General features: G+C 70.0%; 30 protein-coding genes, 2 tRNA genes and 2 riboswitches. Of the genes, 17 read left to right on the forward strand and 15 right to left on the reverse strand.

What is annotated here, in order from left to right; all coding sequences use genetic code 11:
* The 8 genes from N2041_RS05945 to N2041_RS05980 form a co-directional block, all read right to left on the reverse strand.
* On the reverse strand, positions 1-476 hold a 476-nt coding region (locus N2041_RS05945), incomplete at its 3' end, for a cbb3-type cytochrome c oxidase subunit I (RefSeq protein ID WP_297676791.1).
* A gap of 88 nt (positions 477-564) precedes the next feature.
* Positions 565-1,365, reverse strand: a complete 801-nt coding sequence (coxB, locus tag N2041_RS05950; protein ID WP_297676793.1) for a cytochrome c oxidase subunit II — start codon at positions 1,363-1,365, stop codon at positions 565-567.
* A 209-nt stretch (positions 1,366-1,574) separates the two neighbouring features.
* Positions 1,575-2,471, reverse strand: coding sequence for a heme o synthase (locus N2041_RS05955; RefSeq protein WP_297676795.1), 897 nt, complete (start codon positions 2,469-2,471; stop codon positions 1,575-1,577).
* Positions 2,468-3,412: a heme A synthase gene (locus N2041_RS05960; protein ID WP_297676798.1), complete on the reverse strand. Its 945-nt coding sequence runs from the start codon at positions 3,410-3,412 to the stop codon at positions 2,468-2,470. The genes N2041_RS05955 and N2041_RS05960 overlap by 4 nt, the downstream gene beginning before the upstream one ends.
* 175 nt (positions 3,413-3,587) lie before the next feature.
* Positions 3,588-4,556 (reverse strand): M23 family metallopeptidase, encoded by a 969-nt coding sequence (locus N2041_RS05965; RefSeq protein WP_297676800.1) that lies wholly within the window; start codon positions 4,554-4,556, stop codon positions 3,588-3,590.
* Between the two features lie 56 nt (positions 4,557-4,612).
* Positions 4,613-5,173 carry a hypothetical protein gene (locus tag N2041_RS05970; protein WP_297676802.1) on the reverse strand — a complete coding sequence of 187 codons (561 nt, stop codon included), beginning with the start codon at positions 5,171-5,173 and terminating at the stop codon, positions 4,613-4,615.
* A 13-nt stretch (positions 5,174-5,186) separates the two neighbouring features.
* Positions 5,187-5,666, reverse strand: a complete 480-nt coding sequence (locus N2041_RS05975) for a MaoC family dehydratase (RefSeq protein WP_297676804.1) — start codon at positions 5,664-5,666, stop codon at positions 5,187-5,189.
* A 53-nt stretch (positions 5,667-5,719) separates the two neighbouring features.
* Positions 5,720-6,892 (reverse strand): acyl-CoA dehydrogenase family protein, encoded by a 1,173-nt coding sequence (locus N2041_RS05980; RefSeq protein WP_297676806.1) that lies wholly within the window; start codon positions 6,890-6,892, stop codon positions 5,720-5,722.
* A 151-nt stretch (positions 6,893-7,043) separates the two neighbouring features.
* On the opposite strand from N2041_RS05980, the gene N2041_RS05985 reads away from it, so the two are divergent.
* Positions 7,044-8,384: an MFS transporter gene (locus N2041_RS05985; protein ID WP_297676808.1), complete on the forward strand. Its 1,341-nt coding sequence runs from the start codon at positions 7,044-7,046 to the stop codon at positions 8,382-8,384.
* An 80-nt stretch (positions 8,385-8,464) separates the two neighbouring features.
* Here the strand turns inward: N2041_RS05985 and ccrA are convergent, their stop codons facing one another.
* Both ccrA and N2041_RS05995 read right to left on the reverse strand, forming a co-directional pair.
* Positions 8,465-9,727 carry a crotonyl-CoA carboxylase/reductase gene (gene ccrA / locus N2041_RS05990; RefSeq protein WP_297676810.1) on the reverse strand — a complete coding sequence of 421 codons (1,263 nt, stop codon included), beginning with the start codon at positions 9,725-9,727 and terminating at the stop codon, positions 8,465-8,467.
* A 154-nt stretch (positions 9,728-9,881) separates the two neighbouring features.
* On the reverse strand, positions 9,882-10,955 hold the full coding sequence (locus N2041_RS05995) for a Gfo/Idh/MocA family oxidoreductase (RefSeq protein WP_297676812.1): 1,074 nt from the start codon (positions 10,953-10,955) through the stop codon (positions 9,882-9,884).
* Positions 10,956-11,253: 298 nt separating this feature from the next.
* Between N2041_RS05995 and N2041_RS06000 the strand changes: the two genes are divergently transcribed.
* Positions 11,254-11,328: transfer RNA gene (locus tag N2041_RS06000), tRNA-Asn, on the forward strand.
* Positions 11,329-11,423: 95 nt separating this feature from the next.
* A riboswitch (SAM-I-IV-variant riboswitch) is annotated at positions 11,424-11,528 on the forward strand.
* 152 nt (positions 11,529-11,680) lie between these two features.
* Positions 11,681-11,776, forward strand: a riboswitch (SAM riboswitch).
* A 7-nt stretch (positions 11,777-11,783) separates the two neighbouring features.
* Positions 11,784-12,035, forward strand: coding sequence for a hypothetical protein (locus N2041_RS06005; RefSeq protein WP_297676813.1), 252 nt, complete (start codon positions 11,784-11,786; stop codon positions 12,033-12,035).
* Positions 12,036-12,096: 61 nt separating this feature from the next.
* On the opposite strand, the gene N2041_RS06010 is transcribed toward N2041_RS06005, so the two are convergent.
* Positions 12,097-12,172 (reverse strand) — tRNA-Phe (locus tag N2041_RS06010).
* A 77-nt stretch (positions 12,173-12,249) separates the two neighbouring features.
* On the opposite strand from N2041_RS06010, the gene N2041_RS06015 reads away from it, so the two are divergent.
* Positions 12,250-13,386 (forward strand): epoxide hydrolase family protein, encoded by a 1,137-nt coding sequence (locus tag N2041_RS06015; RefSeq protein WP_297676815.1) that lies wholly within the window; start codon positions 12,250-12,252, stop codon positions 13,384-13,386.
* Between the two features lie 7 nt (positions 13,387-13,393).
* On the opposite strand, the gene N2041_RS06020 is transcribed toward N2041_RS06015, so the two are convergent.
* From N2041_RS06020 to N2041_RS06030, 3 genes are read right to left on the reverse strand one after another with little or no spacing between them, the layout of a single operon-like run.
* Entirely contained in the window at positions 13,394-13,747 is a 354-nt protein-coding gene (locus N2041_RS06020) for a nuclear transport factor 2 family protein (protein ID WP_297676817.1), read from the reverse strand.
* 60 nt (positions 13,748-13,807) lie between these two features.
* A complete protein-coding gene (locus N2041_RS06025) occupies positions 13,808-14,350 on the reverse strand; it encodes a hypothetical protein (protein ID WP_297676819.1) in 543 nt (180 codons plus the stop codon).
* A 45-nt stretch (positions 14,351-14,395) separates the two neighbouring features.
* On the reverse strand, positions 14,396-15,151 hold the full coding sequence (locus N2041_RS06030; RefSeq protein ID WP_297676821.1) for a response regulator transcription factor: 756 nt from the start codon (positions 15,149-15,151) through the stop codon (positions 14,396-14,398).
* 198 nt (positions 15,152-15,349) lie between these two features.
* On the opposite strand from N2041_RS06030, the gene N2041_RS06035 reads away from it, so the two are divergent.
* From N2041_RS06035 to tilS, 13 genes are all read left to right on the forward strand, one after another.
* Positions 15,350-15,496, forward strand: coding sequence for a hypothetical protein (locus tag N2041_RS06035; protein ID WP_270056702.1), 147 nt, complete (start codon positions 15,350-15,352; stop codon positions 15,494-15,496).
* 105 nt (positions 15,497-15,601) lie between these two features.
* Positions 15,602-17,257, forward strand: coding sequence for a methylmalonyl-CoA mutase family protein (locus N2041_RS06040; protein ID WP_297676826.1), 1,656 nt, complete (start codon positions 15,602-15,604; stop codon positions 17,255-17,257).
* Complete coding sequence (locus tag N2041_RS06045) at positions 17,257-17,790, forward strand: DinB family protein (RefSeq protein ID WP_297676828.1); 534 nt, start codon at positions 17,257-17,259, stop codon at positions 17,788-17,790. The genes N2041_RS06040 and N2041_RS06045 overlap by 1 nt, the downstream gene beginning before the upstream one ends.
* Before the next feature lie 14 nt (positions 17,791-17,804).
* Positions 17,805-18,221 carry a methylmalonyl-CoA epimerase gene (gene mce, locus N2041_RS06050; protein WP_297676830.1) on the forward strand — a complete coding sequence of 139 codons (417 nt, stop codon included), beginning with the start codon at positions 17,805-17,807 and terminating at the stop codon, positions 18,219-18,221.
* A 10-nt stretch (positions 18,222-18,231) separates the two neighbouring features.
* The gene (locus N2041_RS06055) at positions 18,232-18,654 is read left to right on the forward strand and encodes a VOC family protein (RefSeq protein WP_297676832.1); all 423 of its coding nucleotides are present in this window, start codon (positions 18,232-18,234) and stop codon (positions 18,652-18,654) included.
* Entirely contained in the window at positions 18,651-19,046 is a 396-nt protein-coding gene (locus N2041_RS06060) for a VOC family protein (protein ID WP_297676834.1), read from the forward strand. Before N2041_RS06055 ends, N2041_RS06060 begins: the two co-directional genes overlap by 4 nt.
* Positions 19,047-19,092: 46 nt before the next feature.
* Positions 19,093-19,503, forward strand: coding sequence for a cobalamin B12-binding domain-containing protein (locus N2041_RS06065; protein WP_297676836.1), 411 nt, complete (start codon positions 19,093-19,095; stop codon positions 19,501-19,503).
* Position 19,504: 1 nt separating this feature from the next.
* Positions 19,505-20,446, forward strand: coding sequence for a methylmalonyl Co-A mutase-associated GTPase MeaB (gene meaB, locus N2041_RS06070; protein ID WP_297676838.1), 942 nt, complete (start codon positions 19,505-19,507; stop codon positions 20,444-20,446).
* A 26-nt stretch (positions 20,447-20,472) separates the two neighbouring features.
* Positions 20,473-21,165 carry a TIGR03936 family radical SAM-associated protein gene (locus tag N2041_RS06075; RefSeq protein WP_297676840.1) on the forward strand — a complete coding sequence of 231 codons (693 nt, stop codon included), beginning with the start codon at positions 20,473-20,475 and terminating at the stop codon, positions 21,163-21,165.
* Positions 21,138-21,662 carry a GNAT family N-acetyltransferase gene (locus N2041_RS06080; protein WP_297676842.1) on the forward strand — a complete coding sequence of 175 codons (525 nt, stop codon included), beginning with the start codon at positions 21,138-21,140 and terminating at the stop codon, positions 21,660-21,662. Before N2041_RS06075 ends, N2041_RS06080 begins: the two co-directional genes overlap by 28 nt.
* Positions 21,659-22,306, forward strand: coding sequence for a histidine phosphatase family protein (locus N2041_RS06085; protein WP_297676844.1), 648 nt, complete (start codon positions 21,659-21,661; stop codon positions 22,304-22,306). Before N2041_RS06080 ends, N2041_RS06085 begins: the two co-directional genes overlap by 4 nt.
* 3 nt (positions 22,307-22,309) lie before the next feature.
* Positions 22,310-22,651 (forward strand): septum formation initiator family protein, encoded by a 342-nt coding sequence (locus N2041_RS06090; protein WP_297676846.1) that lies wholly within the window; start codon positions 22,310-22,312, stop codon positions 22,649-22,651.
* Entirely contained in the window at positions 22,575-24,095 is a 1,521-nt protein-coding gene (gene tilS / locus N2041_RS06095; protein ID WP_297676848.1) for a tRNA lysidine(34) synthetase TilS, read from the forward strand. The genes N2041_RS06090 and tilS overlap by 77 nt, the downstream gene beginning before the upstream one ends.
* Here the strand turns inward: tilS and N2041_RS06100 are convergent.
* A complete protein-coding gene (locus N2041_RS06100; protein ID WP_297676850.1) occupies positions 24,070-25,020 on the reverse strand; it encodes an LLM class flavin-dependent oxidoreductase in 951 nt (316 codons plus the stop codon). The genes tilS and N2041_RS06100 overlap by 26 nt on opposite strands.
* Between the last annotated feature and the right edge of the window lie 12 nt (positions 25,021-25,032).

The following is a 25,032-nucleotide window of genomic DNA, read 5'->3' on the forward strand; positions in this document are numbered from 1 at the left end:
GCGATGATCCACAGGTCGAGGCCCACGCCCGCCCCCCTCGCCAGCGGGCTGTAAGCCGTCCAGCCCGCATCCGCCGCACCGCCGAAGAGGAACCCGGAGAACATCAACAGGCCCGCCGGCGGGATCAGCCAGAACGAGAGCGCGTTGATCCGCGGGAAGGCCATGTCGGCCGCGCCGATCTGGAGCGGCACGATGTAGTTCCCGAACCCCGCCCACACCGGGATGATGAAGAGGAACAGCATCGCCGACGCGTGCATCGTGAAGATCTGGTTGTACGCGTCGTTGTTCACGAACGTGTTGTCCGCCACGGCCAGCTGCGCGCGCACGAGCAGCGCCAGGATGCCGCCGACCGCGAAGAAGAACATCGTCGTGTAGAGGTAGAGGATCCCGAGCTTCTTGTGGTCGACCGTCGTCAACCAGTCGAGGATCCAGGGCCGTTCGGCATACGCCGGTCGTGGGATTGCGATGCTCGTCATGCTTCCTCCCGGGCCTCCTTGGCCTCAGCGTTGCTGACCCGCCGGGCTGCCGTCCGGCGTTGAGCCCATCGTGATTCCGCCGCTCCGCTCACGGCTGCCGCACGGTGGCCGTATTCGCCACCTGGTCCGCCACCCATTTGTCGAACTCCGCCCGCTCGACAACCCGTAGATGGAATCGCATCAGCGCGTGGTTCAGGCCGCACAGCTCTGCGCACTGGCCGGTGAACTCGCCTGTCTGGTTCGCCGTGATGACGAACCGGTTGTCGCGCCCCGGTACCACATCGAGCTTGTAGTGGAAGTTCGGCAGGTAGAACGAGTGGATCACGTCGTTCGACTTCAGCCGGAACTCCACCGGCTCGCCCACCGGGATGACGAACGTCGGCTCCTGCGCCGCCGTGCCGATGATGGAGAAGGTCCCCTCCTGCGCCGGCGCCTGCCCCTGGCCGAGCCGCGCGAGGTCGTACGTGAACTGCCACGAGAACTGGAACCCGTCGACTTCGATGCTCAGGGCATCGCTCGGCGCCTTCTTCTCGACATCCCGCAGCACGATGAACGAGTACGAGAACAGCGTGATGACGATGAGCACCGGGATCGTCGTCCAGACGATCTCGAGCGCCGTGCTGCCGTGCGTCTGCTTCGGGAGCTCATCGCTCCGCTTCCGGTAGCGGAAGATGGCGTAGAGCAGCGCGCCTTCGACCGCAAAGAACACCGCCAGCGCGATGATAAGCGTGAACACCCAGAGGTCCTGGATGCGCTTCGCCTGGTCGGTAATCGGTTCCGGCATGCCCCAGCCGGCGAAGGCGGGCGAGATGCTTGCGATGGCCAGGAGTGCCGCGGAAATCAGCAGGTTGACCCGGCGGATGACTCGCAGTTTCCCCGTAGACGGCATACTCCTGGCTCCCCTCCCGACCCGTCGCATCCCCGGCTCGCAGGCACACTTCGCGCCAGGGTTTCGGTTGTGAACGGCGTCGCAATCGAGTTATAGACCCGCCCCTCTACCCTGTCAAGGAACGGAAACCCGGCCCCTGAACGTTGCCCCATCGGTCCTTGTCAGCTGGCTGGCACCAGCCCTCGAACGGCGTTCGAACCCCGCTCGGGCTACAGCGCCGCGTCCACGCCCATGGCGACGAACAGCAGCCCGAGGTACAGCAGCGAGAACTTGTAGACCCGCATCGGCGGCATCGAACCCGGCTCCCGCCAGAGCCGCCAGGCCATCCAGGCGAACGCGGCGCCCAGCCCCGTCGCAGCTGCATAGTAGACCCAGCCCATGTCCGCCGCCGGTCCGAGCAGCAGCGTCACCGGGATGAGCATGAGCGTGTACCGCAGGATTTGCGCCCGGGTGTACGCCGGCCCATCCGTCACGGGCAGCATCGGCACGCCGGCCCGCGCATAGTCGCCTTCCAGCCGGAGCGAAAGCGCCCAGAAGTGCGGCGGCGTCCAGAAGAACACGATGGCGAACATGATCCACGCCGCGAGCGGCGCCTCGCCCGTCACCGCCGCCCAGCCGACGACCGGCGGGAACGCCCCCGCTGCGCCGCCGATGACGATGTTCTGCGGCGTCCGCCGCTTCAGCCATACCGTGTAGATGAAGACATAAAACAGCAGTGCGGCCAGCGCCAGCACTGCCGCCGCGAGCGTCGTCGTCGCCCACAGGAACACGAACGCGCCGGCGCCCAGCGCGATGCCGAACGCCAGCGCATGCCCCGGCGGCACGGCCCCCGTCACGGTCGGCCGCTCCCGCGTCCGCCGCATGATGGCGTCGATGTCGCGGTCGTACCAGCAGTTGATGACGTTCGCGCCGGCCGCCGAAGCCGTCCCGCCGATGAGCGTCGCGAGCACCAGCCACGTGCCGGGCCAGCCCCCCGCGGCCACCACCATCGCCGGCACCGTCGTCACCAGCAGCAGCGAGATCACCCGCGGCTTGGTCAGGATGATGTAGTTGCGGACCGTCGCCGCCAGCGAACTCCGGGCCGCAAAGGCCATCTCAGCCGTCATGCGGGCGCCTCAGCCCGCGGCAGGGAGCGCGCCCCGGCCGCTGCCCGGTACGGCTCGTAGAAGGCCAGCGCTGCCCCGGCGCTCAAGACGCCCCAGATGCACCCGGCAATCGCCGTATGCGCCACCGTGAGCGGGTCCGGGAACGTGTACCAGACGTTCAGCGCCCCGACCAGCACCTGCGCCGCGTAGAGCGTCCCCAGCGCCAGCGCATACGGCTTCGCCCACGGCAGGTCGCCCCGCCGTCGCCAGGCGGTCACCAGCGCCGGCACCACGAGGAACACGAAGCCCCCCGCGAGGTACCGGTGCAGCATGTGCGTAATCTCCTGGTCATCGGCCGCGGGCAGCACGCCGCCGTTGCACAGCGGCCAGCCCGAACATGCCGTCGCCGCCCCGCTTTCCGCCATGTACCCGCCGACCCAGAACGTCACCGCCAGCCAGCCCAGGCCCGCCAGCGCCCATGCGCCCGGCACTCGGCCGATTCCCCGCGTCCGTTCGAAGAAGCCCCGGTGCCGCTCGTCCTCCATGTACATGCCCACCGCGACCACGATGACGCAGGAGAGGACGACCATCGCCGTCACCAGGTGCGTCGCCACGATCTCCGGCGGCAGCTCCCGCACGACCGTGATCGCGCCCAGCAGCCCCTGGAACCCGACCAGCGGAACCGTCGCCGTCGCCAGCCACGTGATCAGCGGGACGTGGCGGTAGTACTTCCACGCCATCACCGCGACGGCGATCACCAGCACCCCGACGACCGAAGCGACGAACCGGTGCGAGAACTCGATCCACGCCTCCTGGTGCCCCGGCGGAATCGCCTGCCCGTGACAAAGCGGCCAGTCCGGACAGCCGAGGCCCGAGCCGGTGGCCCGGACGAACGCTCCAACGCCGATGAGGAAAACGGTGAGAATCGCGGTGAGGATGGCGAGGCGCTGCGCGACGATCATGCCCTGCTACGTAGCCTTTCCTGGCGGCATGGCCAGCCTCGAGCTCTGCTTCGTGCAGGCGGTCCCCGCGCCTGCGTTCCCCTGTGCTCTCAGCGTGCCACCGGGCGCAACCCTCGCGCAAGCGGCCCCGGAAAAAGGGACTGGTCGGTCCCCTGTCGCGCGGCCGTCCGGCCCCTCAGAAGCCCTGCGTCCCGTCCAGCCACCGCAGCCCGTCGACCAGCACGCCCGCCACCGAAAGCTCCCAGTGCAGGTGCGGCCCGCTCGAAAGCCCGGTCGAACCCACCCGCCCGACCACGTCGCCCCGCCGCACGGCCTGCCCGACTTCGACGCTCCGCTGCGACAGGTGCCCGTAGCACGAGAGCACGCCCCCGCCGTGGTCCACCACCACGAGGTTGCCCCGCACGAGCGTCAGCTCCGACAGCACCACCGTCCCGTGGTTCGTGCTCCGCACGGGGGTGCCTGCCGGCGCGGCGATGTCCGTCCCGCCGTGGTGCCCCGTCCGAGGCCCCCCGTTGAACGACCGCTGCTCGCCGAAATAGCCGCTCACCCACACCTCGCCGCCGAGTTCAATCGGGATGATGAACGGCAGCTGCCATTGCCGCGGCGTCACCGTCGCATACAGGGCATCGAGCCGCGGCTGCTCCGGCTCGAGCGGCGGCCCTTCCGGCGGCGGCGCGTTCGGGTCCGGCGGCGGGAGCCAGATGTCGTCCCACGTCCACTGCGTGGCGCGCACCGTAATCGGCTCCGAAAACCGGAACGTCCCCCCGACGGCGTCCGTCGCCGTCACCTCGAGCACCGCCGGCCCCGGCGGGTCGGCCACACCGAACCCGACGAACCCTTCCACGCCCCGCGGCCCCGGGCTCAGCGGCGAGACCCGCCCGAAGGCCCGGGCCGCCGCCGTCACTGCATGGTCGACCTCGAGGTAGATCGCGCCGCCCTGGAACGGCGTCCGGAACGACAGCCGAACCGCCGGCCGCGGCCCGTCCGTCCCGACGCCCGGGAGCACCACCCGATGGGGCAGCGCCGCCTGCGCCTGCGCCATCCCGCCCGGCGCCCCGGCAGCCCGCACCGCCTGGCCGAGGACCGCGCCCGGGGCTGCTAGCCCGAGCCCGAGCGCCGCAATCACCCGCCGCCGCGTCGCCATGCCGAGAGGCTACCCGCTCCCGTTCGGTCCGTCATCACCCCCGGGCAAACGGGCCGTTACCGGGTCGTATCGACCGGGCCGAGCGCCCGCCGCGCCGCGTCCCGCGCCCCGTCCACCACCGCCAGCAGCCGCGCCGGCTGCGGAATCCCCCGGAGCACGAAGTTCTGCACCACGCCCGCCGTCTGGCACTGCACGTCGCCGAAGTCGAACAGCGTCTGCAGCACGCCGTGCCGCTCGACCCGCAGGTCCTCGACATCGACGAGGTCGGTCGAGGCCATCTGGTGGTGGAACCAGTGCCGCTTCAGCGAATCGACCAGCCGCTGGTTCGTCACCACCCAGATGTCGTTCTGGTACCGGTACCACGTGAAGTAGCCGCGGACTGCCCAGTAGGCTACCCACGCCGCGATCACGAGCCCGCTCAGCAGCCCCGGCAACCCGCCGAACCCGTACGTCATCGCGACCGCCGCGATGGCGATGCCAGCCCCGCCGGCGCCCGCGATGACGATCCACGCCATCTTCAGGCTGAAGTACAGCCAGTGCCGCCGCACGAACGCCAGCACCGTCTCCCCGGGCTGGAGCGCGAACGGGAGCTTCTTCGAACTCGGGTCGCCGGGCATCGCGCCCGCCATCCTACCCCGCCGCCGGCCGCTTCGGCACCATCACCTTCCGCCGGAAGTAGCACACCTCTTCGCCGCGCTGGTTGAAGCCCCGCGTCTCCACCGTCACGATGCCGCGCGTCCCGTCCGACGTTTCCTTCTTCTCGAGCACGGTCGTCTCCGCACGGATCGTGTCGCCGTGGAAGGTCGGTTTCAGGTGCTTCAGGCTCTCGATCTCGAGATTCGCAATCGCCTTCCCCGAGACGTCCGGCACGCTCATCCCCAGCACCAGCGAATACACGAGGTTCCCCACCACCACGTTCTGCTTGAAGTGCGTCTCCTCCTCCGCGTACCACCGGTCGCTGTGGAGCGGGTGGTGGTTCATCGTGATGTCGCAGAAGAGGTGGTCCATCGCCTCGGTGATCGTCTTGCCGGGCCAGTGCTTGTAGACGTCGCCGACTTCGAAATCCTCGTAGTAGCGCCCGAACTTATCCCTGCCGTCGTGCACGGTCATGCTGCTCTTCCCTCCCTTGGCCGAAATTCCGCGTTTCGCCGCGTCCCCGAACGCTAGACGGGGTAATCCTTCACGATGTTCCGGGCGATGACGATCTTCTGGATGTCGCTCGTCCCCTCGGCGATGACCATCAGCGGCGCGTCGCGGTAGTACCGCTCCAGCGGCAGCTCCTTGCTGTAGCCGAGCCCGCCGTGGATCCGCATCGCATCGAGCACGCACTCCTGCGCGATCTCCGTCGCGAACAGCTTCGCCATGCCCGCGTCGAGGTCGCTCCGCGCGCCCGAGTCCTTCTTCCGCGCCGCATCCAGCGTCAGCAGCCGCGCCGCGCGAATCTTCGTGATCATCTCCGCCAGCCGCAGCTGCTGCGCTTGGTGCTCGAAAATCGGCTTGCCGAACGCTTCCCGCTTCTGGGCATACCGCACCGCGTCGTCGAACGCCGCCTGCGCGACGCCGACGCCGCGCGCCGCGACGTTGATGCGCCCGACTTCGAGCGCGCTCATCACGTGCTGGAAGCCCTGCCCTTCCTTCCCGCCGAGCACCTGCGAGGCCGGCACCCGGGCGTCATCGAACGTCAGCTCCGTCGTCTCGACGCCCTTGTAGCCGAGCTTCTCCAGCTTCCGCCCCGGCGTGAATCCCGGCGTCCCGGCATCGACGAGGAACGCGGTGATGCCTCGGTGCCGCGGCTGCGCCTCCGGGTCCGTCTTCGTCAGCACGAGGTAGACGCCCGCCCGCTGGCCGTTCGTCACCCACATCTTCTGGCCGTTGATGATGTAGTCGTCGCCGTCCCGCCGCGCTGTCGTCTTGATCGCCTGCGCATCCGACCCCGCATCGGGCTCCGTGATGCTGAGCGCGCACCGGATTTCCGGCTCCACGAGCCGCGGCAGGTACTTCTGCTTCTGCTCCTCGGTGCCGTACTCGCTGATGGCGTACCCCACGAGGACGTGCGTGTTGATGATGCCCGCGAGGCTCATCCAGCCCCGCGCCAGCTCCATGCAGACGCCAGCGTAGCACTCGAAGGTCAGGTCCAGCCCGCCGTACTTCTCCGGGATCTTGATGCCGAAGAGCCCCATCTCCGACATCCCCTTCACCAGCGGCTCCGGGAACTCGTCCGCGTGTTCGTAGTGGCTGGCGACCGGCTTCACCTCCCGGTCGACCCACACCCCGACGTTCGTGACGATCTCCCGCGCAATCGGGTCGGCGATGTCAGCTGCGTAGTCCCTGGCCATGCAACAGTCCTGTTTGAATTCGTGTGTGCGAAGTATCACCCACCTGCCGCCTAGGGACGATGCGCCCGCCCACCTGCCGCGCGCGAACCCGTTAGAATTGCGCGAATGAACGGCAGCCGAACCGCCCTCGGGTTCGCGGGGAGCCGCTCTGGTGGCTGAATTCCGGCCCGCCCCCGCGCTGCCCGGCCGTTCCCGCGGCCCCTCCTTCCGCGCGGCCCTCGTCGTCTTCGACAACCGGCACTACCGGCTGCTCTGGCTCTCCTCCCTTTTCTCTTTCACCGGGATGCAGATGCAGATGGTCGCCCGCGCCCTCCTCGCGTGGGAGCTGACCGGCTCGTTCGGCGCCGTCGGGCTCATCTCGCTCTCCTTCGGCTTGCCGATGCTCCTCTTCTCGCTCGTCGGCGGATCTCTCGCCGACCGCTTCGAAAAGCGGAACCTCACCCTCGCCTCGCAGGTCGCCACCGGCACGCTCGCGCTCATCAGCGCCCTCATGCTCGTGACTGGCACCATCACCATCGGCTGGCTCTTCGTCCTCGGCCTCGGCGGCGGCACGGCGATGGCCCTCGGCATGCCCGCCCGGATGCCGCTCATGGTCTATCTGGTCGGCCCGCAGAACCTCATGGCCGCCATGGCGATGTCCAACGCCGCCATGAACGCGACCCGCCTCTTCGGCCCGGCCGTCGCCGGGGCGATGGCCGCCGCCTGGAACCTCGAGTCCGTCTACTTCACCCAGGCCGCGCTCTACGCTGTTGCCTGCCTCGCCCTCCTGGGCATTCCCACCGGCCTCGGCAGCGCGATGCCCCACCCCGGCGCCGCCCGCCAGGGCATGTGGCGCGAAATCGGCGATGGCCTCCGTTACGTCCTCTCCGACCCGCGCCTCCGCACGCTCAACCTGATGATGTTCACCGTCGCCTTCTTCGTGATGCCCTACGTCATGCTCCTCGCCGGCTTCGTCCAGGAAGACCTCGGCAAAGGCGAACGCGAATACGGCCTCCTGCAGTCGGTCTCCGGGGTCGGCGCGCTGCTGGCGTCGCTCGTCATCGCGTCGCTCACCGAATTCGACCGCAAGGCGCTCCTCCAGTGGGCTTCGGGCATCGTCGGCGGCGCCGGGCTCGTCGCGCTCGCCGCCGGTTCCCAGGCGTTTGGATTCGGCGGCGCGCTCGCCGCGACGCTCGTCCTCGGCCTCGCGCTCACCGCCTACCAGACCATCAACAGCACGCTCACGATGGAGGCCGCCCGCCCCGAGTTCTACGGCCGCGTCATGAGCATCAACATGCTCAGCTTCAGCGCCATGCCGCTCATGGCCTGGCCGCTCGGGCAGCTCGCCGACGCCATCGGCGCCCGCGCGATGTTCACCGGCCAGGGCATCTTCGTCGCCGCCTTCCTCGTGCTCATGGCGCTCCTCCAGCCGCGGCACATCTTCGGCCGCTCGGCGGCGCCAGCCACGCCCGAAGCGCCGCGCCCCGCGCCGGGACCCGCGCTCGGCAACTGACCGGCCCCCGCGCGAACGAACGCCCGGCCGCATGCGGCCGGGCGTCTCGGGTTCCAGCGTTTCCGCAAGGGAACGGGGCGCTACGCCCCCTTCAGCGTCTTCAGGCCCTCGCGCGGCGCGCCGACGAGGATCGCCATGTTCCCGTCCGGGTGCCGGTTCTCGTACATCAGCTGGTGGCACAGCCCCGTCTCCTCGAACTTGAACACCTTCGAGAGGCACGGGTCGATCTTCCCGGCCACCACGAGGTCGTTGAACGCGTACGACTGCTCGTCGTTCGCGAAGTGCGAGCCCTGCAGCCGCTTCTGCCGCATCCACAGGTAGCGCAGGTCGACGTCGGCGTTGTAGCCCGTCGTCCCCGCGCAGATCACCACCATGCCGCCCGTGTCGCACACGAACATCGAGGTCGGCACCGTGTCCTGGCCCGGGTGCTCGAACACGATCCGCGGGTTCTTCCGCTCGCCGAGGATGTCCCAGATCGCCTTGCCGAACGCCCGCGCGCCGGCCGTGAACCGGGCCATCGCCTCGTTATCCTGCCAGTCCGGCAGCCGGCCCCAGTGGTCGAAATTCTTCCGGTTGATGCAGCCCACGGCGCCCAGCCGCATGCAGAAATCGAACTTCGATTCGTTCGAAACCACCGCAATCGGCTTCGCGCCGACCTGCGCCGCCAGCTGGATGGCCATCGAGCCGAGCCCGCCGGCGCCGCCCCACACCAGCACCACGTCCCCTTCCTTCACCGTATGCGGCGGCCACCCGAACAGCATCCGGTACGCGGTCGCGCCGACCAGCGTCGGCGCCGCTGCCTCCTCCCACGTCAGGTGCGGCGCCTTCGGCATGCACTGGTGCGCCTGCACCTTGGTGAACTGCGCGAACGACCCCCACGTCGTCTCGTACCCCCAGATGCGGTAGCTCGGGTGGTACATCGGGTCGAGCCCGGCCTTGATCTCCGGCGCGTGCACGTCCCACGTCCCGCAGTGGATGACGACCTCGTCGCCCACCTTCAGGTTCTTCACGTTCGAACCCACCGCCCAGACGATGCCGGAGGCATCCGACCCGCCGATGTGGTGGTCCCACGGCTGGCCTTCCTTCTGCCGCGCCGCGATGACGTCCACCGGGACGCCGAGGCCCGCCCAGACGTTGTTGTAGTTCACGCCGGCCGCCATCACGTACACCAGCACGTCGTCCGGCCCCGGTTCCGGCACGTCGATGACTTCGACCTGGAACGCCTGCGTCGGCTGGCCGAAGCGGGACTGCCGGATGACCTGGGCGTACATCTTCTTCGGCACGTGGCCGAGCGGCGGCATCTCGCCGATGTCGTAGAGATCCTTCAGCACTTGCGTCGTCATTCCTTGCTCCTCGGGCAGGCCTCGCGGCCCGTCCCTTCGCGGGTCTGGCACCGGTCCACGGGCCGAATGGACCCAATGCTAGCCGATCGCTATCGACGGGTAAACGGGCATTCGCTTCCAGCCATAGACGGCGCGTATACGACAGCGATTTCGTCTATGCCAGCGCAACCTCAGCGCCGTCCCGGGCGCTCCGGTAGCAGGCATCGACCACCCGGTGGGCCGCCAGCGCCGTCCGGAAATCCGGGAACGCCGGCCGCCGCTCGGCCGCGCACCGGAGGAACGCCACATCCTCCATCATCCCCGCCCGTGCCAGCTCGGCCGTCCCCTCGTCCAGCCCCGTCAGCTCCACGTACCGCTCGAACACCTCCTCCGCGCTCATCTCGCGCACCGGTCCGCTGCGGCCCTGCACCCGGATCGGCCCGAGGAAGTCGTGCTCGGTCGCGAAATACCCGCCTTCGAAGAACACCTCGAGGTAGCGCGTGGACGGCCGGTCGTCGAGGCCGTGCCACACCGACGTCAGCGTGGTCTGGTGCCCGCCTTCGTGCTGGAAGGTCACCAGCGCCACGTCTTCGATGCCCGGGTGCCCCGGCGTCGCCTCCCGTGTGTGGCACCGCACCGCCGTAACTTCCCCGAACAGCCATCGGAAGACGTCGACGTCATGAATCGAGTGCTCGATGAGCGTCCCGCCGCCGGCCCGTTCGAAACTCCCCCGCCACGTGCTCCGGTAGTGGCCCCGGATGGGGAAGAACTGGTCGTCCCGCAAATGCGCCGTGAGCAGCGGCCCGAGCCCCGGGTCGCGCATGAGGTCCGCCAGCACGGTCAGCACCGGCGAGTACCGCAGCACGAGCCCGACCTGGTTGATGACCCCGGCCCCCTCGACCGCCGCGACCATCTCTTCGACTTCCGGCAGCGTCCGCGCGAGCGGCTTCTCGCAGAACACGTCCAGCCCCCGCCGCGCCGCTTCCCGGACGAGCGCCGGGTGCTCCGCCGTCTCTGTGCAGATGTAGACCGCCGTCAGCCCCGGGAACCCGAACAGCTCCGCCGCGTCGTCGGTCACCAGCTCCGCGCCGACGATCGCCCCGAACGCTTCCGCCCGCGCCCGGTCCCGGTCGCACACCGCGACGTAGCGCGCCTCCGCTGCCCCGGCCCGGATGGCGCCGCGCAGGTTGCGCGAGTGGAACCGGCCGATATGGCCGCAGCCGATGAGTCCAACGACGGGAACGGGCACGGGGCGTACCGCCTTCGCGAGTTTTCCGGCATTTTACGGCCGCCTTGCCCAACGCCGGGTGAACGCCCCCGCCGCCCGTGCCATGCTCGATTCGCGGCCACCGGCGGGGGGATCCACCTGGGGGCGCACGTGACTCCCCGCCGGCGGCCGTTCCCGTTGAAACGAGACCAGATGAAACGAGGCCGGAACGCCCGCCAGTGATCTTGAGCGAGACCACGCCGGCATCGGAATCACCGCGCGCCCGTTTCGGGCATGCCCCGGTTGCGCGTCCCGCCCCGCCGTCCGAAACTCAGGGTGTTCCCCGGTAGCTCAACGGTAGAGCGCGCGGCTGTTAACCGCTAGGTTCGAGGTTCGAATCCTCGCCGGGGAGCCACCGCCTGTTGGCTGCGATCGAAACGGCGCGCTCGAGCGAGCGTGCCGTTGTTCGTTGAGGCCTTGACAGCCCCCGCGCCGTCCCTATCCTTTCCCTCGAAGCGTCCCGAGCGGCAGCGCGAGCTGCCCGGCAACCTGGTAACGCCGCCAAGGTGCCACCATGACGCGGCCCCGAACGACGGGGCAACCAACGGCGGGTAACGTCTACCCGCCCCTCGAAGCCGGAGGGGCGCCGGCATCCCGAACGCCAGCCCCTCCCCCGTGAGGGGCTTTTCGCTGCCCCGGAAAGGAGTTCGCACCCGCACGTTCGCGCCCCCGGCGCAATACCCCGCGGCACCCCGCCGCAACCCCGTCCCCAATCACGAGTGGCGCGAGGGACCTGGCCCGATGACCGCCCGGCAACCCCGGGGGAAGCCCCCGGAAGGTGCCCCAGCCAGGACCGATTGGAGGTGTCCCATGCGCGAAACCCGCTCCTTCCCTGTCACCAACCGCAAGACGCTCACGGCCCCCATCTCCGGCCGCATCGAGGCCATCCACCACCAGGGCTACGCCGTCGAAGTCCGCCTCGACACCCGCAACTCCTTCCACCTCCTCTTCGAAGACGTTCAGGACATCGTCCGCGCCTTCAAGTCTGACCTCCGCGGCCGCTTCGCCGTCTTCGATGGCCGCTTCGTCCACTTCCCGGCCGAGGCGCCGGCCGCCGCCTGACGCTTCCCCAGGAACGCAGCTGGCCCGGCCAAAATGGCCGGGCCAGCGTTGCTCGCATGCCTGGTGCTGAGGCTCGGGATCGAACCGAGGACACCGGCATTTTCAGTGCCGTGCTCTACCAACTGAGCTACCTCAGCGCCGTCGCTTCATGCTAGGTTCACCCCCGCCGCCCGGTCAAGGCGTCCCCGCCCGACCGGCGCTATCATTCCCCGCCATGAGCATCCGCCCCTTCGCCATCCACGTCCCCGACGAGGTCCTCGCCGACCTCCGCGAACGCCTCGCCCGCACCCGCTGGCCCGACCAGTTCGCCGATGCCGGCTGGGACTACGGCGCGAACCTGGGCTACATCCGCCAGCTCTGCGACTACTGGGCGAACGGCTACGACTGGCGCCTCCACGAAGGCCACCTCAACCGCTACCCCGGCTTCCTCGCCGACGTCGACGGCGTCGATATCCACTTCTGGCACATCGAGAGCGGCAAGCCCGGCGCCCTCCCCCTCCTCCTCATCCACGGCTGGCCGGGCTCTATCTTCGAGTTCTACTTCATCATCGACCGCCTCGTGAACCCGGCCGCCCACGGCCACACCGACGCCGACGCCTTCGACCTCGTCATCCCGGCCCTGCCCGGCTTCGGCTTCGGCGGCAAGCCCCGCGAGCGCGGCTGGGGCATCAGCCGCATCGCCGCTGCCTTCCACACCCTCATGACGCAGGAGCTCGGCTACCAGCGTTACGGCGTCCAGGGCGGCGACTGGGGCGGCATCATCTCCGCCAAGATGGCCTCGGCCTACCCCGGGCACGTCATCGGCGCCCACCTCAACTTCCTCTTCGTCCAGCCCCCGCCGGACCTGACCGACGACGACCGCCAGCGCATCGCCGAGCGCGACGCCTTCCAGGCGAACGAAACCGGCTACTCCCTCACACAGGGCACCAAGCCCGATTCGCTCACCCTCGCCCAGTCCGATTCGCCCGCCGGCCTCGCCGCCTGGATCGTCGAAAAGTTCCACACCTGGGGCGACGTCGGCGAGGACATCGAGAAGACGTTCTCGAAGGACGTCCTCCTCACCAACCTCATGTTCTACTGGGCGCCCAACAGCATCGCCAGCGCCGCCCGCATCTATTACGAAGCGCGCCGCGACCCCGCCGGGTTCGTCTACCCGAAGGTCGAAGTCCCCACCGGCGTCGCCGTCTTCCCGCGCGAACCATGGCGCGTCCCGCGCCGCTGGGCCGAGCAGCGCTTCAACATCGTCCACTGGACCGAGATGCCGCGCGGCGGCCACTTCGCTGCGCTCGAGCAGCCCGGCCTCCTCGCAGGCGACGTCATCGCCTTCTTCCGCCAGCCGCGCGGCTCCTGACCGGCGCCTAGGGGAGGTTGTGGGTATAGACCTCGTTGAAGGTGATGCGGTCGCCATCGAGCAGCACGAGGTCGAACCCCCGCAGCCGCCGCGTCGACCCGTCCGGCAGCGAAATCGTGCAGTACCAGCGGCCGCAGTAGCCCCCGGGAATCGGCCACACCTCATCGGGCGTGTACGCCATCGGCGGCGTCGCTGCGAACAGCCCCTCGAGGTACTGCTTCAGCGCCCCGTGGCCCTTGAGGCCGTTCGGCACCTGCGCATCCCGGTATTCCGTCTCCGGGTGGTAGAACTCCAGCAGCCGCGGCACGTCCTTCTCCGTCCACGCCCGCAGCCACTCCGCGTTGTACCGTTCGATGTCCACGCGCGCCTCCGTCCGGCTCAGCAGAGCCGGGGGCAAGTCTACCGCCTGCCCGCCGCCGCGCTAGGCCAGCTCGACGATCAGCGTCGCCCGCTCGTTGTCGATGGCGTTGATGGAGACGCGCGCCACGCCCGGCAGGTGCATCAGCCGCTCCTGGAAGTCGAGCAGCTCGCCGAATCCGCTCCCGCGCACGTCCACCTGCACCCGCTGCGGCGGCCGCGCGCCCGCGGGCTCGGCCCGTTCCGGCGGCTCTGCCGCGGGCCTCGCGCTGTGCTGACCTTTCAGTCCGCCAGCCAGCCCTTCGAGCCCCGACACCACCTGCGCGATGCCTGCCGCCGCCGCGAGGTACTCCTGCCGGAGCTGCATCAGGGGCGCGGCCAGCGCCTCCGCCAGCGCGGCGCCCACGGGCGTCGCCGGGGCTGCCTGCGCCCGGGTCGCTGCCGCCAGCCGCTCCTCGAGCTCGCCCAGCCGGTCCAGCAGCCGCTCGTAGTCCTGCCGGAGCAGGTCGTACCGCCGCCGGAGCTGGCGCACGGTGGCATCACCCGATGCCGCCTCCTGCAGGCGCTCGAGGATCACATCCTCAGGCTCGCTGTCGTGCTCTCCCACGTCAACCTTCCCGGGAGGCGAGCGCCCGGGAGCCGCGGCCGCGCTTCAGGCCTGCCGCGCCGGGAGCGCCACCCGCTCCCGCCCGCCCTCGAGCCGGTACCCGAAGCCCCGCACCGTCACGAGGTACTGGGGCGCCTCTTCGTTCGGCTCGAGCTTCCGCCGAATCCGGCGGACGTAGACCTTGAACACGTCCTGTGCTTCCCGCGGGAGATAGCGGTAGTCGTCCGAGACGGCGTTCAGAATCTCGTGGGGTTTGAGTACCCGCCCGCTGTTCCGGGCCATGTACTCCACGATGCGGAACTCCGCCGCGGTCAGGGGAACCACCATCCCCCCGCGCTGCACCTCGCACCGATCAACATCGACCACCAGGTCGCCGACCTGAAGGACCCCGCTGTTGCCCGGCGCACCTGCATCATACGCGCCCGCCCGGCGCAGCACGGCCCGCACCTGCGCCACCACCACCCGCGGGTCCGCCTCCAGCTCGAGGCACGCATCCGCCCCGGCCGCGAACGCTTCCGCCACCAGCTCCGGCTGCGCCTCCCCGAAGACCGCCACCACCGGCCGCCCGCAGCCCGCCAGCCGCGCGATGTCGACCAGCCCGCCCACGCCGTCGCCGTCCACCGCCCGGCAGACGATGTCGAACTCCCCCGATTCCGCCATCCGCAGCGCCGTCTCGCCCGGCTCCCGCTCGAGCACCGCCAGCCCCCCGCCGTGCAGCGCGCGCACGAATCCCCGCGTCTCCAGGCCAGCTGGCGCGACCAGGAGGCAGCTGAGGAAGCGGTACGCGCCGGTGTCGTCCACGTTTACCTGCCGTTTCCCAAACCTTCACCGGCGCGCACGCCGGCATGGTGGCGGAGATTATAAGCACGATTGTCAAGAGGTAAATACCCTCATTCTGTCAACCGGAATCCCCGAGGCCGCGGCCCTCGCCCGCGCTCTTGCCGAAATCAGGTCAATCCCGCATTGCAGATAGCCAGGCACCCTGCCGAACATCCCCGTATGGGACAGGCACAGCGCATCCACACCTACGACGACGATCTCCACGAACGCCGGCGCCGCCTCGCGATCGTCCGGCCCATCGTCGATTTCGAAGAGGAGCGCCTGAAGCGGCTCCGGGAGAAAGCGCGCGACACCCGCGACCCCTGACGGGCCGCTGCCGCGTTTGCCGCCCCCGCCCGCCCGCTCCTATACTTCGGAGACTGCACCGCCGTTCGCCAGAACGCGCCCAAGCGTCCCCGGAGTCGCCAGAGCATGCCTATCACCACCAAGCGCGAGTGGCTGCAGGGCCCCTACGCCAAAGCCATCCAGCGCGCCCCCGAGCGCCAGCCCTCCTTCGAGACAACCGGGCGCATGCCCATCGAGCCCATCTACACCCAGGACGACCTCGAAGGCTGGGACCCCGTCACGCAGCTCGGTTTCCCCGGCGAGTTTCCGTTCACCCGCGGCATCCAGCCCACCATGTACCGCGGCCGCTTCTGGACCATGCGCCAGTACGCCGGCTTTGGCACCGCCGAGGAGTCCAACCAGCGCTACCGCTACCTCCTCGCCCAGGGCCAGACCGGCCTCTCTGTCGCCTTCGACCTCCCGACCCAGATCGGCTACGACTCCGACGACCCGATGGCCGCCGGCGAAGTCGGCAAAGTCGGCGTCGCCATCGACTCCATCGAGGACATGCTGACCCTCTTCGACGGCATCCCGCTCGATAAGGTCACCACCTCGATGACCATCAACGCGACCGCCGCCATCCTCCTCGCCCTCTACGTCGCCGTCGGCAAGCAGCAGGGCGTCTCGCCCGACAAGCTCGGCGGCACCGTCCAGAACGACATCCTCAAGGAATACATCGCCCGCGGGACCTACATCTACCCGCCGAAGCCCTCCATGCGGCTCATCACCGACATCTTTGCCTACTGCAAAGACCACGTGCCGCAGTGGAACACCATCTCCATCTCCGGCTACCACATGCGCGAGGCCGGCTGCACCGCCGCCCAGGAGATCGCCTTCACCCTCGCCAACGGCATCGCCTACGTCGAAGCCGCCATCGGCGCCGGCCTCGATGTCGACGACTTCGCCGGCCGCCTCAGCTTCTTCTTCGCCTGCCACAACAACTTCCTCGAGGAAGTCGCCAAGTTCCGCGCCGCCCGCCGCCTCTGGGCCCACATCATGCGCGACCGCTTCGAAGCGAAGAACCCGCGCTCCCAGATGCTCCGCTTCCATACCCAAACCGGCGGCGCCACCCTCACCGCCCAGCAGCCCGAGAACAACATCGTCCGCACCACCGTGCAGGCGCTCGCGGCCGTCCTCGGCGGCACCCAGTCCCTCCACACCAACTCGATGGACGAAGCCCTCGCCCTCCCGACCGAGAAGGCCGTCCAGATCGCCCTCCGCACCCAGCAGATCCTCGCCTACGAAAGCGGCGTCGCCGATGTCGTCGACCCGCTCGGCGGCTCCTACTTCGTCGAAGACCTCACCAACCGCCTCGAAGCCGAGGCGCGCGACTACATCGCGGCCATCGACAGCATGGGCGGCGCCCTCGCGGCGATCGAGCAGGGCTTCCAGCAGAAAGAGATCCAGGAAGCCGCCTACCGCTACCAGATGCAGGTCGAAAACAAGGAGCGCATCATCGTCGGCGTCAACGACTTCGTCGTCGCCGAAGAAGAGAAGCCCGAAATCCTCCGGGTCGACCCCGCCATCGGCCAGCGGCAGGTCGAAAAGCTCCGCAAGCTCCGCGCCACGCGCGACAGCGCCGCCGTCGAGCACATGCTCTGCCGCATCGAAGAAGCCGCCCGCGGCACCGAAAACCTCGTCCCCCTCATGGTCGAGGCCGTCGAAAACCGCGTCACCCTCGGCGAAATCTCCCACCGCCTCCGCAAAGTCTGGGGCGAACAGCGCGAACCGGTGTTCATCTGATGAGCGACGACGACGTCCGGACCCGCGCCGACGAGCGGCGCCGCCTCCTCGCCGAGCTCGAGCTCGAGCGGAACCAGCTCATCCGGAACGTCGAAACGTGCCGCATCCGCGACATCGAGCGCCCCTTCATCGGCGAGTGGTCCGTCAAAGACATCGTCGGCCACGTCGCCAGCTGGGAAGCCGAAGTCGTCACCGCCATCCGCGAACTCCGCGAAGGCCGCCGGCCCGAGCTCTACGACTTCAACCGCGCCCGCCTCGATGCGTGGAACCGCGAGCACGTCGAACGGAAGCGCAGCCTCGACTTCTTCAGCGTCCTCGAGCAGCTCCGCACCGGCCGCCAGCGCCTCCTCGACGAACTCGCGCACATCAGCGACGAAGACCTCGCCGACGAAGGCTCGCGCTACCGCAAGCTCGTCGCGGCCGTCATCGACCACGATCGCGAACACTGGCACGCCATCGCCGCCCGCCTCGCCGGCATGGACGGCGCGCGCCGCACTGGCGCCCAATCCATCATCGAAGAAGCCACGTCCTGAGGGGTACCACCAGCATGCTCACCAAGATCCACCACGTCGGCATCGTCGTGCATTCCGCCGATGAGGCCCTCAAGTTCTATCGCGACGCCCTCGGCCTCCCCGTCACCGCCGACCGCGTCGTCGAAGACCAGGGCGTCCGCGGCGTCCTCCTCCAGATCGGCAACTCCGAGATCGAGCTGCTCGAACCGACCCGCGACGACACCGGCGTCGCCCGCTTCCTCGCCAGCCGCGGCGAAGGCATGCACCACATCTGCTTCGAATCGGACGACGTCGCGAAGGAGCTCGAAGCCGCCCGCCAGAAGGGCATCGAACTCATCGACCAGGCGCCCCGCGTCGGTCTCGCCGGCATGATCTGCTTCCTCCACCCCCGCTCCAACCACGGCGTCCTCGTCGAATTCGCCACCCCCATCGAAGGCCAGCACGGGCACTAGGCCACCAACCATGGACGGCATCGGCGCCACCCACATCGACCACATCGTCATCGCCTCGAACGATTCCGGGGCGGTCGCCGAGACGTTCCAGCGCAACCTTGGCCTCGAAATCAAACGCACGATGACCCGGCCGGGCACCGGCGCGCAGCTCGCCTTCGCGAAGCTCCAGGAAGTCGTCCTCGAATTCGCCGGCCCGCCCGAGCCGAAGCCCGGCGAAGAGGTCAAGGCCCGCCTCTGGGGCCTCGTCCTCGCTGTCCGCGATATCCGCGCCGCCGTCGACCGCCTCCGCGCCTTCGGCTGCGAGGTTGGCGACCCGAAGCCCGCCGTCCAGCCCGGCGCCCTCATCGCCACCGTCAAATCCGGCACTCACGGCGTGCCGTTCGCCCTCATCCAGTACGAAGCCATCTCACCAGCCACAGGAGCACCCGCATGAAAGCCCTGCGCATCGACCACGTCGGCATCGTCGTCAAGGACATCGACCAGGCCACGGCCACCTACGCCCGCCACTTCGACCTCCAGGTCGATCCTTCCCGCGGCGGCGAAATCCCCGCCCTCGGCATCAAGAACGCCTTCATGCCGATCGGCGACAGCGCCCTCGAGTTCATCCAGCCCCTCACCGACCAGGGGCCCGTCGCCCAGTTCGCCAAAGAGCGCGGCGAAGGTCAGTACCTCCTCTCCATCGAAGTCGATGACGTCGCCGCCGCCGTCGAACACCTCCGCGGCCTCGGCTACCGCGTCGGCGACCCGAACAACGGCATCGCCTTCGTCTCGCCGAAGTCCTCCCACGGCGTCAACCTCCAGCTCATCCAGCGCTCCGCGCGCTAGCCCGCTACCATAACCCTCACCTGCACCATCACCTCCGAGGGGAGCCATGTCGACAGCAACCGCAACCGGCAAAATCAGGGTGCTCATCGCGAAGCCCGGCCTCGATGGCCACGACCGCGGCGCCAAGGTCGTCGCCCGCGCCCTCCGCGACGGCGGCTGCGAGGTCATCTACACCGGCATCCGCCAGACCCCCGAGATGATCGCCGAGGCGGCGCTCCAGGAAGACGTCGACGTCGTCGGCCTCTCCATCCTCTCCGGCGCCCACCTCGAGCTCTTCCCTCGCGTCGTCGAAGAGCTCAAGAAGCGGGGCCTCGATGACGTACTCCTCTTCTGCGGCGGCATCATCCCCGAAGAAGACACCGAAGCCCTCCAGAAACTCGGCTTCAAGGCCATCTTCCGCCCCGGGACGAACACCCAGGACATCGTCAAGTTCGTCTACGACAACGTGAAGAAGTAACGTGGACGAGCTCGTCCAGCGCTTCCTCGCAGGCGACCGCCGCGCGCTCGCCCGCGTCATCACCCGGGTCGAAAACCGCACCCTCGAGGGCCGCGATTACGTCCGCGCCCTCTTCCCCCACTCCGGCCGCGCCCACATCGTCGGCATCACGGGGGGCGCCGGCTCCGGCAAGAGCACCCTGACCGGCGCCCTCGCCACGGAGCTCCGCCGCCGCGAGAAGACGGTCGCCATCATCGCCGTCGACCCCTCCAGCCCCTTCACCCACGGCGCGCTCCTCGGCGACCGCATCCGCATGCAGGACGTCACCATGGACCCCGGCGTCTACATGCGCTCCATGGCCGGCCGCGGCGCGCTCGGCGGGCTCGCCCCCGCCATCGCCGATGTCGTCGCTGTCGTCGATGCCTTCGGGTTCGACTACGTCATCATCGAGACCATCGGCGCCGGCCAGGACGAAGTCGAAATCGCCGGCACCGCCATGACCACCGTCCTCGTCAACAACCCCGGCACCGGCGACGACATCCAGGCCCTCAAGGCCGGCATCATCGAGATCGCCGACATCCTCGTCGTCAACAAAGCCGACCACCCGGGTGCCGACGTGCTCGTCAGCCAGCTCCAGGCGCTCCTCGCGCTCTCCCCCGGCGACCAGCGCCGCCCGCCCATTCTCAAGACGATCGCCACGCGAGGCGAAGGTCTCGCCGCGCTCGCCGATGCCATCGATGAGCACCGCGCCTACCTCGAAGCCTCCGGCCAGCTCGCCGCCCACCGCGCCGAGGATGCGCGCCACCAGCTCATGGCCATCACCCAGCAGCTCATCCTCGAGGAGATCCGGAAGGCCGCGCCCGAGGTGGTCATCGCAACCCTTACCGAGCGCATCGCCAGCCGCGAGCTCGACCCCCACACGGCTGCCGAAGAGCTCGCCGCCCGCGTCCTCCCCCGGCCCTGACCCCGCGCCGTGCTACCATCGGCAGCGTGAGCAGCCCGCAGCGCATCCGCACGTGGTTCCGCAAAGGCGAGCGCGTCCGCTACATCTCCCACCTCGATGTGCTCCGCTTCTGGGAGCGCGCCATCCGCCGCGCCGGCCTGCCGCTCGCCTACTCTCAGGGCTTTACGCCCCACCCGAAGCTCTTCTTCGCCTCGCCGCTCCCCCTCGGATTCATGGCCGAGCGCGAAGTGATGGACGTCATCCTGGAGGAGCGCATCGACCCCGCGGACTTCCACGCGCGCCTCGCCGCGCAGGCCACCGGCGACCTCGCCCTCGTCGGCGCCCGCGAAGTTCCCCTCGGCGCGCCGCAGCCCCAGGCCGCGATGCTCTGGTCCGATTACCGCGCCGCCATCCCGGGGCTCGACCCGGCATTCGCGCGCGCCCGGGTCGATGAGTTCCTCGCCCTGCCCGCGCTCGAATGGCGCGAAGAGCGCGGCGAGCGCGAACGCACCTACGACCTCCGCGCTGCCACCGCCTGGCTCACCGCCCGTCCCATCGACGGCGGCACCGAACTCGCCATGCGCCTCCGCACCGACCAGCACATCACCGCCCGCCCGGAAGCTATACTGGCGGCGCTCGTTCCCGGCTTCGAGCCGCAGAGCTTCGTGCGAACCGGCATCGTCCTCGACGACCGCTCGCCAGCGAGGGAACTATGGCGACGCCACGGCCAGTACCTCTGACGGCTTTCCAGGTCCGCCCCGCCGTCCCGGCCGACGCCGGCGCGCTCTACCCCCTCTGGCTTCGCGCCCGCGAACACAACGCCCGCGTCGACCCTCGCGTCGTCCTCGCGCCCGTCGGCCCCGACCAGTTCGAAGTCGCCCTTCGCAGCCAGGTCGAACGCGGCGCCGCCAGCGTCTTCGTCGCCGAGTGCGGCGGCGGGGTCGCCGGCTTCATTTCCGGCGCCATCGAATCCGCCGGACCGGACCGGCTCCCCGAGCGCCACGCGACCATCGGCTACCTCTGGGTCGAACCGGCCTACCGCCGCCGCGGCATCGCCCGCGCCCTCGTCGCCGCCATCGCGCGGTGGGCCGCCGCCATCGACGGCGTCCGCCATTTCGAGATGCCCGTCCTCGCCGCCGATGAAGAGGCCGCCCGCTTCTGGGCCGCCCTCGGCTTTCGCCCCTTCATCGTCCGCCTCTGGGCGCCCCTCGACCCCGGCGAGGAGGCCCGGCCGTGAGCCTCCTCTACCTCGTCCGCCACGGGGAAACCAACCATAACGCGGAAGAGCGCGGCCTCGGCCGCGCCGACGTGCCGCTTTCGTCCCGCGGACGCCTCCAGGCCAGCCTCCTCGCTGCCCGCTTCGCCCGCGTCCCGGTCGATGCCGTCCTCTCCTCCCCGCTCCAGCGCGCCCTCGAGATCGCCCGCGCCATCGCCGACCACCACGCCCTCGCCGTCGACGTCCGGCCCGAACTCACCGAGCTCGACGTCGGCGATACGGAAGGCCTCACCTACGCCGAGATCCGCGAGCGCTTCCCCGATTTCTACCGCGCCTGGACCGGCGATGACCCGGTCGCCGTCCCGATGCCCGGCGGCGAATCCCTTGCGGAGCTCGCCCGCCGCCTCGAACCGCTATCCGCCGAACTCCTCGCCGGCCCCGACCGCGTCGCCGTCATCGTCTCCCACAACTTCACGCTCCGGGTGCTCGTCTGCCAGCTCCTCGGCATCCCGGTCGCCAGCTTCCGCAACTTCCGGCTCGACCTCGCGTCCGTCACCACGATCTCCATCCAGCACGGGCGGGCCGCCATCCAGGCCCTCAACGACGTCTGTCATCTCGAGGAACCCTTGAACCTTGCTGCCCCCGCGCGTAGCGTCTCCACCTGAATCATGGCGCCGCCCCTGCTGAGCCGCTCCCGGGTCATCATCGCCGTCAGCCTCATCATCGGCGGCTACTTTGTCTACACGGCCGTCCTCGGCATGTACCGCTCCAGCCAGCTCGGCGAATCCCGTGCGCGCGCCGAAGAGCAGCTCCGCGCGCTCGAAGAACAGAAAGCCTACCTCGAAGCCGTCCGCGCCTACGTCGCCTCCGATGCGTACGTCGAACAGGAGGCCCGCCGCCGCTACGGCTACATCCGCGAAGGGGAAATCCCGTTTGTCGTCATCAGTCCCCCGGCCGCCGAAGAAGCGCAGCCCTCAGGCACCTGGTGGCAGCGGCTCTTCCCCCGCTGAGCAATCCCCCGTCCCGGGCTTCGCTCCCTTCCCCGGCGCGCCTGAGCCGCCCGAGCCGCCCGCTCGCCTTCCCCGTGCCCTCAGGGACGCGCTCCAGCGCGTCGCACGCTTCGCCGCCGAGGAGCGGCTCTTCCGCGGCCGCAGCCGCCTCCTCGTCGCCGTCTCCGGCGGTCCCGATTCCCTCGCCCTCCTCCACCTCCTCTTGCGGCTCCGCGACCGGTTCCGCCTCGAGCTGAAGGTTGCCCACTTCGACCACCAGCTCCGTCCGGGCTCCGCCGAAGACCTCCGGTTCGTGCGCGAGCACGCGGCTGCCCTGGGGCTCGAAGCCGTCACCGGCGAAGGCCCGGTTCGGGAGGTGGCCGCCCGCCAGCGCCGCGGCATCGAAGAGACCGCCCGCCTGATGCGCTACCAGTTCCTCGCCTTCGCCGCCGAAAAGGAGCAGTGCGACGCGGTCGTGACCGGCCACACCGCCGACGACCAGGCCGAGACGGTCCTCCTCCACCTGCTCCGCGGCAGCGGCGTCCGCGGCCTCCGCGGCATGCTCCCGGCGGGACAGGTGCCCGGCGCCCCCGGGCGCGCCCTCCTCCGCCCGCTGCTCTGCCTCCGGCGCGCCGACACCCTCGCCGTCTGCCGCGACCTCGGGCTCGAGCCCCGCGTCGACGAGTCGAACCGCGACCCCTCGCACACCCGCAACCGCATCCGGACGGCGCTCCTGCCGGCCCTCGCAGACTTCAACCCGTCCATCGATGCGGCGCTCTTCGGCCTCGCCGAAAGCGCCCGCGAGGCCTTCGCCCTCCTCGAGCGCCGCTCGTTCGAGGCGCGCGCGCTGGAACGCGGCCCGGTCGGCGCCGTCTACGAAGCAGCCGCGCTCGCCGGCCTCCCCGGGGAATCGCTCTGGCTCGTCGTCGAACGGGAGGCCGCCTTCTTCCACCTCGAGCCCGCGGTCAACCGCACCCGGCTCGAAAACCTCCGGCAGGCGCTCCGCCGCGGCTCTGGCTCGGTCGCTTTCGGCGACACCGCTGTCGAGGTCTCCGCGGGCCGTGTCCGCATCGGTCCCCGCCTCGAACCCGTCGAGCCCGCCGAGCCGGTGCTCCTCGACGTCCCCGGCAGCCGCCGCTTCGGACCGTGGCGGGTCGATGTCCTCACATCCCCCGCGGAGGCCACCCCGCAGGCGCCGGTCGCGGGCCTCGCCTCCGCGAGCCTCCGCGGCGCCCTCCGGGTTCGCCACCTCCAGCCCGGCGACCGCATCGCCTGGCGCGGCCTCACGCGGAAGGTCTCCGACCTGCTCATCGACCAGAAGGTGCCGGCGTGGGAGCGTCCCGGTGCGGTCGCCGTCACCGATGCGAGCGGCCCGGCAGCCATCTTCACCGCCTCGAGGGTGTTCACGCGCGATGCCGGGGAGCCCCCCGACCTCTGGGTCAGGCTCGCGCCGCTCTCCCGCTGACCTTCGGCGGCGCGAACAGCGGCACCACCTCGTCGAGCAGCCGCGCGGTTTGCGCCATCAGGTCATCGTCGTTCTCCGCGATGGGCCGGACGACGAACTTCGAGACCCCGGCCGCGATGAACTCGCGGATGCGCTGCGCAATCTCCGCCGCGCCGCCCACCGCCGCGAGCCCCAGCGGGTCGCCGACCCCGGGCAGGCGCGCTAGCCCGGCCAGCTGCCGCTGCACCACCGGCTCGTCGGCGCTCCCGAACCGGTAGGAAAACCCGGCCCCGTAGTGGTCCTCGTCAATCGTGCGCCCCGCCTCTGCCGCCGCCCGTTTGATCGCCGCCACGATGGGCGCCACCTGCGCGGGCGTCTGCAGCCCGGCAAGCCAGCCTGTCCCCAGCCGCGCCGTCCGCCGGACCGCGGCCTCCGAACTCCCGCCAATCCAGAGCGGCAGCGGCTGCTGCACCGGCAGCGGCGAAATCACGGCCTCCGTGTACCGGTAGTGCTGCCCCGCGAACGTCAGCCGTTCGCCTGCCCACAGCCGCGCCATGATTTCGAGCGCTTCGTCCGCTGCGGCCCCGCGGCCCCGCGGGTCGCGGCCGGTCGCCCGCCATTCCGGCGCCCGCTCGTCGCCTACCCCGAATACGGGCAGGAGCCGCCCGCCGCTCAGGTAGTCGAGCGTGGCGCACTCCTTCGCCAGCACCAGCGGGTCGCGGAACGGCACGACCACGGCGTTCATCCCCGCTTTCAGCCGCCGCGTCCGGCCCAGCGCCATCCCGATCGCTGCCATCGGCTCAAGCGTCGGCGCGCTCGAAACGAGCCGTTCGCTGAACCAGACCGAATCCGCGCCGCGCTCCTCCAGCAGGTCGATCCACCGCCCGAACGCATCCGCCGACGAAAACGGGAACCCGGCCACGCCGAACCCGATGCCGATGCCCATGACCTGCCTCCC

Origin of the sequence: Tepidiforma sp. (genome assembly GCF_026419595.1) — a bacterium.
Lineage (GTDB): Bacteria > Chloroflexota > Dehalococcoidia > Tepidiformales > Tepidiformaceae > Tepidiforma.

What these genes read in the sequence shown, in the direction of transcription:
- N2041_RS06040 (WP_297676826.1), top strand. Translation starts at nt 15,602, where the DNA reads ATGCCTATCACCACCAAGCGCGAGTGGCTGCAGGGCCCCTACGCCAAA.
- N2041_RS05955 (WP_297676795.1), bottom strand. Translation starts at nt 2,471, where the DNA reads ATGACGGCTGAGATGGCCTTTGCGGCCCGGAGTTCGCTGGCGGCGACG.
- N2041_RS05980 (WP_297676806.1), bottom strand. Translation starts at nt 6,892, where the DNA reads ATGGCCAGGGACTACGCAGCTGACATCGCCGACCCGATTGCGCGGGAG.
- mce (WP_297676830.1), top strand. Translation starts at nt 17,805, where the DNA reads ATGCTCACCAAGATCCACCACGTCGGCATCGTCGTGCATTCCGCCGAT.
- N2041_RS06005 (WP_297676813.1), top strand. Translation starts at nt 11,784, where the DNA reads ATGCGCGAAACCCGCTCCTTCCCTGTCACCAACCGCAAGACGCTCACG.
- coxB (WP_297676793.1), bottom strand. Translation starts at nt 1,365, where the DNA reads ATGCCGTCTACGGGGAAACTGCGAGTCATCCGCCGGGTCAACCTGCTG.
- N2041_RS05975 (WP_297676804.1), bottom strand. Translation starts at nt 5,666, where the DNA reads ATGACCGTGCACGACGGCAGGGATAAGTTCGGGCGCTACTACGAGGAT.
- N2041_RS06100 (WP_297676850.1), bottom strand. Translation starts at nt 25,020, where the DNA reads ATGGGCATCGGCATCGGGTTCGGCGTGGCCGGGTTCCCGTTTTCGTCG.
- N2041_RS06080 (WP_297676842.1), top strand. Translation starts at nt 21,138, where the DNA reads ATGGCGACGCCACGGCCAGTACCTCTGACGGCTTTCCAGGTCCGCCCC.
- N2041_RS06060 (WP_297676834.1), top strand. Translation starts at nt 18,651, where the DNA reads ATGAAAGCCCTGCGCATCGACCACGTCGGCATCGTCGTCAAGGACATC.
- N2041_RS06065 (WP_297676836.1), top strand. Translation starts at nt 19,093, where the DNA reads ATGTCGACAGCAACCGCAACCGGCAAAATCAGGGTGCTCATCGCGAAG.
- N2041_RS06055 (WP_297676832.1), top strand. Translation starts at nt 18,232, where the DNA reads ATGGACGGCATCGGCGCCACCCACATCGACCACATCGTCATCGCCTCG.
- N2041_RS06045 (WP_297676828.1), top strand. Translation starts at nt 17,257, where the DNA reads ATGAGCGACGACGACGTCCGGACCCGCGCCGACGAGCGGCGCCGCCTC.
- N2041_RS05970 (WP_297676802.1), bottom strand. Translation starts at nt 5,173, where the DNA reads ATGCCCGGCGACCCGAGTTCGAAGAAGCTCCCGTTCGCGCTCCAGCCC.
- N2041_RS05960 (WP_297676798.1), bottom strand. Translation starts at nt 3,412, where the DNA reads ATGATCGTCGCGCAGCGCCTCGCCATCCTCACCGCGATTCTCACCGTT.
- N2041_RS06090 (WP_297676846.1), top strand. Translation starts at nt 22,310, where the DNA reads ATGGCGCCGCCCCTGCTGAGCCGCTCCCGGGTCATCATCGCCGTCAGC.
- N2041_RS06015 (WP_297676815.1), top strand. Translation starts at nt 12,250, where the DNA reads ATGAGCATCCGCCCCTTCGCCATCCACGTCCCCGACGAGGTCCTCGCC.
- N2041_RS06035 (WP_270056702.1), top strand. Translation starts at nt 15,350, where the DNA reads ATGGGACAGGCACAGCGCATCCACACCTACGACGACGATCTCCACGAA.
- N2041_RS05965 (WP_297676800.1), bottom strand. Translation starts at nt 4,556, where the DNA reads ATGGCGACGCGGCGGCGGGTGATTGCGGCGCTCGGGCTCGGGCTAGCA.
- ccrA (WP_297676810.1), bottom strand. Translation starts at nt 9,727, where the DNA reads ATGACGACGCAAGTGCTGAAGGATCTCTACGACATCGGCGAGATGCCG.